The organism is Pseudomonas sp. TH34, from assembly GCF_016650865.1.
Taxonomy (GTDB): Bacteria; Pseudomonadota; Gammaproteobacteria; order Pseudomonadales; family Pseudomonadaceae; genus Aquipseudomonas; species Aquipseudomonas yamanorum.
The window spans coordinates 593,220-606,246 of sequence record NZ_JAEKFB010000020.1 but is presented as its reverse complement, the minus strand read 5'-3'; the positions used below and the strand labels follow the sequence as shown (position 1 = coordinate 606,246).

Annotated in this window: 11 protein-coding genes; 9 read left to right on the top strand and 2 right to left on the bottom strand. The window is 60.8% G+C overall.

Annotated features, from left to right (window positions below; genetic code table 11):
• Positions 1-166 precede the first annotated feature (166 nt).
• The 7 genes from JFU58_RS16190 (at position 167) to JFU58_RS16160 (ending at position 7,214) form a co-directional block, all read left to right on the top strand.
• The gene (locus JFU58_RS16190) at positions 167-1,171 is read left to right on the top strand and encodes a ligase-associated DNA damage response exonuclease (protein WP_177071827.1); all 1,005 of its coding nucleotides are present in this window, start codon (positions 167-169) and stop codon (positions 1,169-1,171) included.
• Positions 1,168-2,802, top strand: a complete 1,635-nt coding sequence (locus tag JFU58_RS16185; RefSeq protein ID WP_201141138.1) for an ATP-dependent DNA ligase — start codon at positions 1,168-1,170, stop codon at positions 2,800-2,802. The genes JFU58_RS16190 and JFU58_RS16185 overlap by 4 nt, the downstream gene beginning before the upstream one ends.
• 233 nt (positions 2,803-3,035) lie before the next feature.
• Positions 3,036-3,815, top strand: coding sequence for a transporter substrate-binding domain-containing protein (locus JFU58_RS16180; RefSeq protein ID WP_003213667.1), 780 nt, complete (start codon positions 3,036-3,038; stop codon positions 3,813-3,815).
• A 57-nt stretch (positions 3,816-3,872) separates the two neighbouring features.
• A complete protein-coding gene (locus JFU58_RS16175) occupies positions 3,873-4,601 on the top strand; it encodes an ABC transporter permease (RefSeq protein ID WP_063032870.1) in 729 nt (242 codons plus the stop codon).
• The gene (locus JFU58_RS16170) at positions 4,598-5,308 is read left to right on the top strand and encodes an ABC transporter permease (RefSeq protein ID WP_003209532.1); all 711 of its coding nucleotides are present in this window, start codon (positions 4,598-4,600) and stop codon (positions 5,306-5,308) included. The genes JFU58_RS16175 and JFU58_RS16170 overlap by 4 nt, the downstream gene beginning before the upstream one ends.
• 9 nt (positions 5,309-5,317) lie before the next feature.
• Positions 5,318-6,436, top strand: a complete 1,119-nt coding sequence (locus JFU58_RS16165) for a succinylglutamate desuccinylase/aspartoacylase family protein (RefSeq protein WP_201141136.1) — start codon at positions 5,318-5,320, stop codon at positions 6,434-6,436.
• A gap of 13 nt (positions 6,437-6,449) precedes the next feature.
• Positions 6,450-7,214: an ABC transporter ATP-binding protein gene (locus JFU58_RS16160; RefSeq protein WP_063032874.1), complete on the top strand. Its 765-nt coding sequence runs from the start codon at positions 6,450-6,452 to the stop codon at positions 7,212-7,214.
• 115 nt (positions 7,215-7,329) lie between these two features.
• Here the strand turns inward: JFU58_RS16160 and JFU58_RS16155 are convergent, their stop codons facing one another.
• On the bottom strand, positions 7,330-8,637 hold the full coding sequence (locus JFU58_RS16155; RefSeq protein WP_201141244.1) for an IS4 family transposase: 1,308 nt from the start codon (positions 8,635-8,637) through the stop codon (positions 7,330-7,332).
• A 964-nt stretch (positions 8,638-9,601) separates the two neighbouring features.
• Here JFU58_RS16155 and JFU58_RS16150 point away from each other — a divergent pair.
• The gene (locus JFU58_RS16150; RefSeq protein WP_201141134.1) at positions 9,602-12,079 is read left to right on the top strand and encodes a ligase-associated DNA damage response DEXH box helicase; all 2,478 of its coding nucleotides are present in this window, start codon (positions 9,602-9,604) and stop codon (positions 12,077-12,079) included.
• Entirely contained in the window at positions 12,079-12,735 is a 657-nt protein-coding gene (pdeM, locus tag JFU58_RS16145) for a ligase-associated DNA damage response endonuclease PdeM (protein WP_201141132.1), read from the top strand. The genes JFU58_RS16150 and pdeM overlap by 1 nt, the downstream gene beginning before the upstream one ends.
• 31 nt (positions 12,736-12,766) lie before the next feature.
• Here pdeM and JFU58_RS16140 read toward each other — a convergent pair whose 3' ends face one another.
• The gene (locus JFU58_RS16140; RefSeq protein ID WP_003219272.1) at positions 12,767-12,970 is read right to left on the bottom strand and encodes a hypothetical protein; all 204 of its coding nucleotides are present in this window, start codon (positions 12,968-12,970) and stop codon (positions 12,767-12,769) included.
• Positions 12,971-13,027: the final 57 nt, after the last annotated feature.

Sequence of the window (13,027 nt, the reverse complement as noted above, 5' to 3'; positions counted from 1 at the left end):
GTGGGAGCTGGCTTGCCTGCGATGGCATCAACCCGGTCTGACTGCCAGACCGAGTCGCCAGCATCGCAGGCAAGCCAGCTCCCACAGTTGATCGCATCCATTTCCGATAGAACTTCTCCACCCGCCCCCGCCTCATAATTAACAAGCCCACTTCCACGGCACGCCCATGGACCTTGTTATCGCCCGGCCCGAAGGCCTCTACTGCCCCGCCGGGGATTTCTACATCGACCCCTGGCGCCCGGTGGAACGCTCCGTCATTACCCATGCCCACGGCGACCACGCCCGCAACGGCAATCAACACTATCTGGCCGCCGCTCCCGGCGAAGGCATCCTGCGCTCGCGCCTGGGCCAGGACATCAACCTGCAAACCCTGGCCTACGGCGAAACCCTGCGCCACCACGGCGTCAACTTGAGTTTCCATCCCGCCGGCCATGTCCTCGGTTCGGCCCAGGTGCGCCTGGAATACCAGGGTGAAGTCTGGGTCGCCTCCGGCGACTACAAAGTCGAGCCCGACGGCACCTGCGCGCCGTTTGAACCGGTGCGCTGCCATACCTTTATCACCGAATCGACCTTCGGCCTGCCGATCTACCGCTGGCAGCCCCAGGCGCAGATTTTTGCCGGAATCAACGACTGGTGGCAGGCGAATATCGCGGCCGGCAAGGCCAGCGTGCTGTTCTGTTATTCCTTCGGCAAGGCTCAGCGGATTCTCCACGGCATTGACGCCAGCATCGGCCCGATCCTCAGCCACGGCGCGGTCGAACCCCTGAACCGGGTGTACCGCGAAGCGGGCATCTATATCCCCGAAACCCTCTACGCCGGCGACTTCAAAAAGACCGACCCTTTGTTGCGCCAGGCCTTGATCATCGCCCCGCCCTCGGCCGGCGGCAGCACCTGGATACGCCGCTTCGGCGACTACAGCGACGCCTTCGCCAGCGGCTGGATGCGCCTGCGCGGCACTCGGCGGCGGCGCGGGGTGGATCGCGGCTTTGTGCTCTCGGACCACGCCGATTGGCCCGGGCTGTTGTGGGCCATCGAGCAAACCGGCGCTGAACGAGTGATGGTCACCCACGGTTCTGTGGGCGTCTTGGTCCGGCACCTGCGGGAAAAGGGCCTCGACGCGCAAGGGTTCACCACCGAATACGGCGATGACGAAGAGGAAGTCACGTCATGAAGGCCTTCGCGGAGCTGTACGCCAATCTCGACGCAACCACTTCCAGCAATGCCAAACTCGCGGCCTTGCAGGCTTACTTCCTACAAGCGCCCGCGGAAGATGCTGCATGGGCGGTGTACTTTTTATCCGGCGGGCGGCCCCGGCAACTGGTGCCCACCCGGTTGCTCCGGGACATGGCCACCGAAGCCGCCGGCATTGAGCCGTGGCTGTTCGAAGAGAGTTATCAGTCGGTAGGCGACCTGGCAGAAACCATTTCCCTGCTGTTACCGGAATCGCCCCACACCTCCGACGACGGCTTGGCGGTGTGGCTGGAAGAAAAACTCCTGCCCCTGCGTGGCCTGCCGCCAGAAGAATTGGCCGAGCGCCTGCCCGCGTTGTGGGCCCAACTGGATCAACCGAGCCTGATGCTGTGCATCAAGCTGATCACCGGCAGTTTCCGGGTGGGCGTGTCGAAGTTGCTCGTCACCCGCGCCCTTGCGGCCATGGCCGGTCTCGACAGCAAACGCGTGGCCCAGCGCCTGGTGGGTTACACCGACCTGTCCAACCGTCCGACCGCCGAAGGCTATTTGAAACTGATCGCTGCCGAATCGTCCGACGAGCATGCGCAACGCGGCGGGCAGCCTTATCCGTTTTTTCTCGCCCATGGCCTGGCGCAACCGGTGGAGCAATTCGAGGCCCTGCTCGGCTCTCCCGCTGACTGGCAAGTGGAATGGAAGTGGGACGGCATCCGCGCACAGTTGGTCAAGCGCGAAGGCCGACTGTGGATCTGGTCCCGGGGCGAAGAACTGGTCACCGACCGTTTTCCGGAACTTCATGACCTGGAAAACAGCCTGCCGGATGGCACGGTGATCGACGGCGAAATCGTGGTGTGGAAGGGCTCGGTGCAACCCTTCGCCCTGCTGCAACAGCGCATCGGCCGCAAAACCCTGAGCAAGAAAATCCTCGAAGACGCCCCCGTCGCGGTACTGGCGTATGACCTGCTGGAACACCGGGGCGAGGACTGGCGCAACCACACCCAGGCCGAGCGTCGGGCACAACTGGAACAGGTGATCAGCGACTGCGACCAGCCCACGTTGCGGGCGTCGCCTTTGCTGACCGGCAACACCTGGCAGGCCTTGGCGGAACAACGTGAAGCCTCCCGCAGCCTGGGCGTGGAAGGCATGATGCTCAAGGCCCGGGATGGCCTCTACGGCGTGGGCCGCACCAAGGACATGGGCGTGTGGTGGAAGTGGAAAGTCGACCCGTTCAGTGTCGATGCCGTGCTGATCTATGCCCAGCGCGGCCATGGCCGGCGCGCCAGCCTGTACAGCGACTACACCTTCGCCGTATGGGACGGCCCACCCGGCAGCCAACGCACGCTGGTGCCATTCGCCAAGGCGTATTCGGGGCTGACCGATGAAGAAATGCGCAAGGTCGACGCCATCGTGCGCAAGACCACCGTGGAGAAATTCGGCCCGGTCAGCAGCGTCACGCCGAGCATGGTGTTTGAACTGGGTTTTGAAGGGATTGCCCTGTCCAAACGGCACAAAAGTGGAATTGCCGTGCGTTTTCCGAGGATGTTGCGCTGGCGCCAGGATAAATCCGTCGAGGAAGCCGACAACCTGGCGACCCTGCAGGATTTACTGGCCTGACACGTCCCTCACGAACACCACATTTGAAAACTTCACACGCCCCAAAATAATGCATAGATTTATCAATGCCCATTTTCGGGCACTTCCTACTGGCACAACTCCTTAATCTCACCTTTTAAAACGACCATTCGGAAGTATGGTGCAGAAATTGCTACTTGAGTCCGGTCTGACACCGTTCAGTAACAGTCCTAACCGCGCCACAAGCGCTTATCTTGGTTTCCAGGGATTACATAATGAAAAAAGCATTGCTGACCCTTTCTGCACTGGCTCTGTGCATGGCCGCCGGTTCCGCGCTGGCCAAGGAATACAAGGAATTGCGTTTTGGTGTCGATCCGTCCTACGCGCCGTTTGAGTCAAAAGCCGCTGATGGCAGCCTGGTGGGCTTCGATATCGACCTGGGCAATGCCATCTGTGCCGAGCTGAAGGTCAAGTGCAAGTGGGTCGAAAGTGATTTCGACGGCATGATTCCAGGCCTCAACGCCAACAAGTTTGATGGCGTGATTTCCTCGATGACCGTGACCGAAGCCCGTGAAAAGGCGATCGACTTCTCCAACGAGCTGTTCTCCGGCCCGACTTCCCTGGTGTTCAAAAAGGGCGCGAACTACTCCACGCCTGAGTCGCTCAAGGGCAAAAGTGTTGGCTACGAGCAAGGCACCATCCAGGAAGCCTACGCCAAGGCCGTACTGGACAAGGCCGGTGTGACCACCAAGGCCTACGCCAACCAGGACCAGGTGTACGCCGACCTGACTTCCGGCCGCCTGGACGCTTCCGTACAAGACATGCTGCAAGCCGAACTGGGCTTTTTGAAGTCGCCAGCCGGTGCTGACTACGAAGTCAGCAAGGCCATCGACGATCCACTGCTGCCGTCCAAAACTGCGGTCGGTATCAAAAAAGGTAACAAAGACCTCAAGGCCTTGTTGGATAAAGGTATCAAAGCGTTACACGATGATGGCACCTACGCCACCATCCAGAAGAAACACTTTGGCGATCTGAACCTGTACAGCGGCAAATAATGCCTGGGGCGCCCTTCCTCTGGAGGGGCGCTTTTTTATCGCCATAGGTCCTGAATTATGTTCGAAGATCTTTTGCAAACCCTGGGGCTCAGTGCCTTTAGCTTGAAGGGTTTCGGCCCGCTGTTGCTGCAAGGCACCTGGATGACCGTCAAGTTGTCAGTGTTTTCCCTGGCCGTCAGCGTGTTGCTGGGCTTGCTCGGCGCCACTGCCAAACTCTCCAGCCTGCCGTTCCTGCGGATTCCCGCACAGATCTACACCACCTTGATTCGCGGCGTGCCCGACCTGGTGCTGATGCTGCTGATTTTTTACAGCCTGCAAATCTGGCTGACCGGCTTTACCGACTTTATGGAATGGGACTACATCGAGATCGACCCATTCAGCGCCGGGGTGATCACCCTGGGCTTTATCTACGGTGCGTATTTCACCGAGACCTTCCGCGGTGCGATCCTCGCCGTGCCCCGTGGCCAGCTGGAAGCCGCCACGGCCTACGGACTCACGCGTGGCCAGCGGTTTCGCTTCGTGACCTTCCCGCAGATGATGCGCTTCGCCCTGCCGGGCATTAACAACAACTGGTGCGTGATGCTCAAGGCCACGGCCCTGGTGTCTATCATCGGTTTGGCCGACCTGGTCAAGGCCGCACAGGATGCCGGCAAGAGCACCTATCAGCTGTTCTATTTCCTGGTGATCGCCGCGTTTATCTACCTGTTGATCACCAGCGCGTCCAACTTCGTCCTGCGCCGCCTTGAACGGCGCTACTCCGCAGGCTCCCGGGAGGCAGTGCGATGATCGAACTTATTCAACAATACTGGCGCCCCTTCCTTTATAGCGACGGCCAGCACATCACCGGCCTGGCCATGACCATGTGGCTGCTCAGCGCCTCGATCTTCATCGGCTTCCTGGTATCGATCCCGCTGTCCATTGCGCGGGTGTCGCGCAATCGCTGGGTACGCTGGCCCGTGCAGTTCTACACCTACCTGTTTCGCGGCACGCCGCTGTATATCCAGCTGCTGATTTGCTACACCGGGATCTACAGCATCGCGGCGGTTCGTGCGCAGCCGGTACTGGATGCGTTCTTTCGCGATGCGATGAACTGCACCATCCTCGCCTTCGCCCTCAACACCTGCGCCTACACCACGGAGATTTTTGCCGGGGCAATCCGCAGCATGGCCCACGGCGAAGTCGAAGCGGCGAAAGCCTACGGCCTCAGCGGCTGGAAGCTGTATGCCTACGTGATCATGCCGTCGGCCCTGCGCCGTTCGCTGCCGTACTACAGTAATGAAGTGATCCTGATGCTGCACTCGACGACGGTGGCCTTCACCGCGACGATCCCGGATATCCTGAAAGTCGCCCGGGACGCCAACTCGGCCACCTACATGACCTTTCAATCATTCGGTATCGCTGCGCTGATCTACCTGACCGTGACCTTTGCCCTGGTCGGTCTGTTTCGTCTGGCGGAGCGTCGCTGGCTGGCCTTTCTCGGCCCCAGCCACTAAGGAGCCTTCATGCGTCATCAGATTCATCCACTATTGGCGCCGGTGCCGGGCACGGCGCGGCAGATCCACAGTTTCCACTTCGGGCCGGAACAGGCCGAAGGCAAGGTCTACATCCAGTCGTCGCTGCACGCCGACGAATTGCCGGGCATGCTGGTGGCCTGGCACTTGAAGGCGCGCCTGGCGGAGCTGGCCGCCGCCGGCCGCCTGCGCAGCGAGATCGTACTGGTGCCCATCGCCAACCCCACCGGCCTGGAACAGGTGTTGATGGACATCCCCCTGGGCCGCTACGAGCTGGAAAGCGGGCAGAACTTCAACCGTCTGTTTGTCGACCTGAGTGACGACGTCGGCAATCAAGTCGAAGAGCTGCTGGGGGATGATCCACAGCACAACGTCGAACTGATTCGCGACGCACTCACCATGGCGCTTGCGGCGCAGACACCCGCCACGCAGCTGGAATCCCAGCGCTTGGTGCTGCAACGCCTGGCGTGCGATGCCGACATGGTGCTGGACCTGCACTGCGACTTCGAAGCCGTGGCGCACCTGTACACCACCCCCGAAGCGTGGCCCCGGGTAGAGCCGTTGGCGCGCTATATCGGTTCGGAGGCCAGCCTGTTGGCTACCGATTCCGGTGGGCAGTCGTTCGATGAATGCTTCACCCTGGTCTGGTGGCAATTGCAGCAACGGTTTGGCGAGCGCTTCCCGATCCCGATGGGCAGCTTTTCCGTGACCGTCGAACTGCGCGGCCAGGGCGACGTCAACCACGGCCTGGCCAGCCTCGACTGCCAGGCGATCATCGATTACCTGATTCACTTCGGCGCGATCAGCGGCGACCCTGCACCGTTGCCGGACTTGCCCTACCCCGCCACACCGCTGGCGGGCGTCGAACCGGTGGCCACACCGGTGGGTGGCTTGCTGGTATTCAGTGTGCTGCCCGGCGAATACCTGGAAGCAGGGCAACTGATCGCCGAAATCATCGACCCCATTTCTGACCGCGTAACGCCGGTGCATTGCCGCAATGCCGGCCTGCTTTACGCCCGTTCGCTGCGACGCATGGCCACTGCCGGGATGGTCCTTGCCCATGTCGCCGGCACTGAAGCCTATCGCAGCGGCTATCTACTTTCGCCTTGAGGATGCACGCCCCATGTACAAATTGACCGTTGAAGGCCTGCATAAAAGCTATGGCGACAATGAGGTGCTCAAAGGTGTTTCGCTCAAGGCCAAGACCGGTGATGTGATCAGTTTGATCGGCGCCAGTGGCTCGGGAAAAAGCACCTTTTTGCGCTGCATCAACTTTCTTGAACAGCCGAATGACGGCGCCATGACCCTGGATGGGCAGCAGATTCGGATGGTCAGCGACCGCCATGGGATGCGCGTGGCGGATGATGCGGAGTTGCAGCGCCTGCGTACGCGGTTGGCGATGGTGTTTCAGCATTTCAACCTGTGGAGCCATATGAGTGTGCTGGAGAACATCACCATGGCGCCGCGCCGGGTGCTGGGTTGCAGCAAGAAAGACGCCGAGGACCGGGCTCGCCGGTATCTGGACAAGGTTGGGTTGCCGGCGCGGGTGGCGGATCAGTATCCGGCGTTTTTGTCGGGGGGCCAGCAACAGCGGGTGGCGATTGCCCGGGCGTTGGCGATGGAGCCGGAGGTGATGCTGTTTGACGAGCCGACTTCGGCGCTGGATCCGGAGTTGGTGGGTGAGGTGTTGAAGGTGATCCAGGGGTTGGCTGAGGAAGGCCGGACGATGATCATGGTGACCCATGAGATGAGCTTTGCCCGCAAGGTGTCGAGCCAGGTGCTGTTTTTGCACAAGGGATTGGTGGAGGAACAGGGTGCGCCGGAGGATGTGCTGGGTAATCCGAAGAGCGAACGGTTGCAGCAGTTTTTGAGTGGGAATTTGAAGTAGCCGGTCGGGGTGGGGTGGGGTGTATATCCGTTATTTAGGTAACGGCCACTTATGGTTCCGCTCTTACAGCCATCCCTTTCAAGGTCTGCGTTTAAAAGTCCGTTTAAGGCCATGTTTAAGTACGTTTATCCGACTTGGCCGCCTTAAGCACCCTAGCTGTTGAGACATGCGCCCGTGCTGCCTTACCTTCCAGCCACTCCTTGGGCTTGGCTACTTTGGGGCCACGAGGGCTTTTTGCTACGGACTTAGGTTTGATCATCCTTGCCAGGGCCAGCAATCGCTCTGCCAGCCCTTGCGGAGTCTTTTCAAGAGGGAAATTTTCCGCAGGCAATGCGATCTGCAAGCCTTGATAATCACTGCGAACATGCACCTCCAAATGGAAAATCGAAACCTGCCAACCCTCTGGCTGCGTTTCGCGGTGCGCCTGCTCAACGCTACGCTTGAGAACCGACAAAACGTTGTAAGCCAGGACCGCCGAGGCAAAGCCCAATAGCGCGGCTTTCGGGCTGCCAAGGCCTGTAATTTCACTGTCCAGTACCGACTCAAGGCGCTGAAACATTCCTTCGATACTCCAGCGATGACGGTATAAATCGGCTATCTGCCGGGCACCGATGGTGTCGGGCAAATTGCTCCAGAACCACATCACCAAATCACCTGAGTCATTCGCCGTTTGCAGGCTCAACTCAACACGTCGCCAGCGGCGGCCACCCTTCACTTCGATGATTTGTTCGCGAACGGTTCCGCTATCGACCGTCCCTGAGTCTTGCCACTCACTTTCCTGGACCAGGCGTGGATGCTTGCTGGGTTGGCGAACGATGAACGAAGCCCCCGTGTCCTCGCAGGCTTGCAGGATGGGCAGCGTGCAATAGAGCCGGTCAGCCATCCACAACTGGCCCGCGCATGCGCGGGCCAGCAGCGGTAAAACACTGACTCGCTCACTGGCGTAGGCATCTTCCCACGGCTGAAGATCAACGACTAAATCCAGATCCGGATCGTAGGCAACTACTGAAAATCCTGGGCGCGCTGCGCCGCGCTCATTGCGCAGAGCGCCTAGACGTTTTTCAGTGGCCGGCAAGTGGTTGCCATCCACAATACGCAACTGCCAGCCGGGCAGGATCGATGAATGGCCGAGCGTTTCGACGGTTGGTATCAAACGCTCGGCACTGCCCGAAATGAGGGCGCGAAGCAGCTCGGGTTCGGTTCGCTTGATCTTGTCATAGAGTGCCGAAACACTGACCGAAAGGCCCTCCATCTTGCGCGCCGCCGCGTGCAACGACGGCCTCAAGCCCAATGAAACAAGGGACATCAGCTCAACAACGGTTGAAAACAAAAGCTCACGTGAGTACTGCCGTTGGCGGTGATCATCGAACACCTTGTCAACCCAAGCGGCATCTACTGCCTGCTCTAATATCAACTTGGTCATGACGCTGGCCGGAGCCTGTTTTTCAAACCGTTCTAAAACCTTTTCCCACATAGTTTCGTCGTCCTGACTGGATTGGTTAGGGGATTTTAAACCAAGACCTTGAAAGGGATGGCTCTTACAGCGGCTCACTTTTGAAGAGCGCAAAAGTAACCAAAACGCTCTTGCCCCACCACTCGGCACCTCGCCTAGGCTCGGTGTGCCCTCACTCCGGCTTTGGACCGTGGGCCGCCGTCATGGGCCATCCCTGGCCCAGGACGGCTAACCTGGCGTCCTGCCAGGTTACCCACGCTCCAAAGCCTGCGTTCGGCCAGCGTGGTTTAACGGGGCGCCTAAGATCAAGATCAAAAGCAGATCAAGAGCACAGCGGCCTACCGGCCGGCTTGAGTGTCGAAGAGCAAAAGCCAAATCAAAAGCTAAAGCGGGCACGGTCAAATGTGGGAGCTGGCTTGCCTGCGATGGCATCAACTGGGTGTACCTGATGTACCGAGTTGTCTGCATCGCAGGCAAGCCAGCTCCCACAGAAAAGCAGCTTTGCTTTCGCTCTGGTCTTTGCCTTCGCTTTTAACACTCAAGCCGGCCTGTAGGCCGCTGTGCTCTGCTTTTGATCTGCTTTTGATTTTGATCTGCAAGCCCCGTCAACCACGATGGCCGCAAGCAGGCACGGTGGAGCGGGTAAATCGGCAGGGATGCCGATTTAGCCGCGCCGGGCCATGGATGGCCCGTCGCGGCCGCCCGCGGAATCGGGCCGGAGTGCGGGCATGCCGAGCCTAAGCGAGGCACCGAGTGGTGGGGCAAAGACCTTTTGGTTACTTTTGGGGCGTTTGCCAAAAGTGACCCGCTGTAAGAGCGGAACCATAAGTGGCCGTTACCTAAATAACGGATATACACCCGAAAACCCAGCAATCGCAGTTAAACCTTTCCCCCACCCCACAGGTCTCTGAATTACACCCCCAGAGCCCCAAGCATGGCCAAATCCCGCAATTTCGCCAAAGATTGGTTCACCGCCAAAAACTGGAACCCATTCGCCTTCCAGAAACAGGTATGGAAGGCCGTGAAGGAAGGCCAATCAGGACTGCTCCACGCCAGCACCGGCGCCGGCAAAACCTACGCCCTGTGGTTCGCCGCCCTCAACCGCTTCGCCATCACCGAAACCACCCCCCGCAAACGCAAAGCCCCCGCCGAACCGCTGACAGTCCTGTGGATCACCCCAATGCGCGCCCTCGCCGCAGACACCGCCCGCGCCCTTGAAGCACCATTGGAATCCCTGAACATCCCCTGGACCGTCGGCCTGCGCACCGGCGACACCAGCAGCAGCGAACGCGCCCGCCAGAGCCGCCGCCTGCCCACCACCCTGATCACCACCCCGGAAAGTCTCACGCTGATGCTGGCTCGCGCCGACAGCCAGACCAGCCTGTCACACCTGCGCATGGTGGTAGTGGACGAATGGCACGAACTGATCGGCAACAAACGCGGCGTGCAACTGCAACTGGCCCTCGCCCGCCTGCGACAATGGCGTCCAGAGCTGATTGTGTGGGGCATTTCCGCGACCCTGGGTAATCAGGCCCACGCACTGGAGGTGTTGATCCCACAAGGCGGCGGGATCAACGTCCAAGGCCAAACCACCAAACAGTTGCAAGTGGACACCCTGTTGCCACCGGTTATCGAGCGCTTTCCATGGGCCGGCCATATCGGCCTGAAAATGCTCCCGCAGGTGGTGGCCGAGGTCGATGCCAGCAGCAGTTGCCTGGTGTTTACCAACACGCGAGCGCAATCGGAAATCTGGTACCAGGCCTTGCTCGACGCTCGCCCCGACTGGGCCGGAGTGATTGCCCTGCACCACGGTTCGCTGTCCAGGGAAACCCGGGACTGGGTGGAGCGAGCCCTGAAGGAGGGGCAACTGAAGGCCGTGGTGTGTACGTCGAGCCTGGACCTGGGGGTGGATTTCCTGCCGGTGGAACGGGTACTGCAGATTGGCTCGGCCAAGGGCGTGGCGCGCCTGATGCAGCGCGCCGGGCGTTCCGGCCATGCGCCGGGCAGGCCGTCGCGGGTGACGCTGGTGCCGACCCACAGCCTGGAGCTGGTGGAAGCCGCCGCCGCGCAGGATGCTATCGCTGAACGGCGTATCGAAGCCCGGCAGTCGCCCCACAAGCCTTTGGATGTGCTGGTGCAACATCTGGTGAGCATGGCGCTGGGCGGCGGTTTTGTGCCGGATGAGCTGCTGGCGGAGGTGCGTACCGCATGGGCCTATCGTGACTTGAGCGAAGCAGATTGGGCCTGGGCCCTGGGCTTCGTGCGTCATGGTGGGCTGTCGCTGACGGCCTACCCGGATTACCGGCGGGTCGAGCCGGACGAACACGGCATCTGGCGCGTTCCCGACGCACGACTGGCGCGACGCCATCGCATGAGCGTGGGCACCATCGTCAGCGACGCCAGCATCCAGCTGAAATTCTGGAGCAAAGGCGGCGGTGGCAAGACCCTGGGCAGTGTCGAGGAAGGCTTTATTGCACGGCTGAAGCCGGGAGATGGTTTCCTGTTCGCCGGGCGCTTGCTGGAGTTGGTGCGAGTAGAAAACATGACCGCCTATGTGCGACGCAGTACCGCGAAAAAGGCTGCCGTGCCGCGCTGGAACGGCGGGCGAATGCCGCTTTCCAACGAGCTGGCCCAGGCGGTGGTCGAGCGCTTTGATGCGGCTGCCCATGGGCAATTCCTCGGCCCGGAGATGCAGGCGGTGCAACCGTTGCTGGACACCCAGTTGCGCTGGTCCGGGCTGCCCACCCGCGAGCATTTGCTGGCCGAGGCCCTCAAGTCCCGGGAAGGCTGGCATCTGTTCCTGTATCCGTTCGCCGGGCGCCAGGTGCACCTGGGGCTGGCGAGCCTGCTGGCCTGGCGGGTCAGTCGGCAGCAGGCGGTGACGTTCTCGATTGCGGTCAATGACTACGGGCTGGAACTGCTGAGCGCGACCGAGGTGGACTGGCCTGAGTTACTGAGCGGGGAGTTGCTGAGTGCGGATGATCTGCTGGATGACGTGGTAGCGAGCCTGAATGCCGGTGAGCTGGCCCTGCGGCGCTTTCGCGAGATTGCGCGGATCGCCGGGCTGGTGTTTGCCGGCTATCCCGGTGCGCCGAAAAGTACGCGTCAGGTTCAGGCATCCAGCGGCTTGTTCTTTGAAGTGTTCAAGCAATATGACCCGCAGAATCTGTTGCTGACCCAAGCCGGAGAAGAAGTCCTGCGGGAAGAGCTGGATATTCGTCGGCTGGAAGAGACGTTGCGCCACTTGTCTGGGTTGAAATTGGATTTGCATCGGATAAAACGGCCTACGCCGCTGGCGTTCCCTTTACTGGTGGAACGTTTTCGGGAAAGCCTGAGTTCGGAAAAACTCTCGGAGCGGATTGCGCGGATGGTCAAGGATCTGGAAAAAGTCGCCGATAACGGGAAGCCCTGATGCCCGCTCATTACCCGATACACTTGGCGGGAGAAGCGCTGTGGTTGCTGGCGGACAAGGCTGTGTATTGGCCCGCGAGAAAGTGCCTGCTGATCGCCGACGCGCATTTTGGCAAGGCGTCAGCCTATCGCAGCCTGGGCCAGCCAGTGCCGCAGGGCACGACGACGGACAACCTGCAGCGCCTGGACCGGCTGTTGGCGGCTTTCCCCGGTGCGCAGGTAGTCTTTCTCGGCGACTTTCTCCACGGGCCCGGCTCTCACGCCAGCGGCACCCTGAATGCGCTGAGAGCCTGGCGTGAGCGTCATGCAGACGTGGGACTCACACTGATTCGCGGCAACCATGACAAGCGCGCTGGCGACCCACCGGTAGATCTGAACATTGAGGTGGTGACCGAACCCCTGCTGATGGGCCCGTTTGCGTTGCAGCACGAGCCCGACGCCCACGCCAGCCACCATGTGCTGGCTGGGCACGTGCATCCGGTGTATCGCCTGCGGGGCAAGGGCCGGCAAAGCTTGCGCCTGCCGTGCTTCCTGCTCGGCAACCAGGTCAGCCTGTTGCCGGCGTTTGGCGCATTTACCGGGGGTTATTCAGTGACGCAGGAAGAAGGCAGCCGGATCTTCGTGATCGGAGACCATGAAGTATGGCCAGTGCGTTGAGCATCTGACCATTGGCGACACGTGCAGGAAATCAAGCCACAGGGGCGGGAGGCGGTTCGTCGGGGAGCGTAGGTTCGCCAGGCTCTTCAGGCTGGTTGGGCCAGGGATCATCCGGGCCGGGCTGGCCGGGAATGCCGCCTGCGGCGGGATCGGCCATCAAGGACCAGGCCATCACACCAATCTGATTGGGTTCAAGCCGGGCGAGTTCGGCGCTGATTCGCGGATCGAGCTTCATAGGGGACTCCTCAAGCGTGGCCCGGCGCGTTGTGCACGCGTCGGGGCAGTACACTCA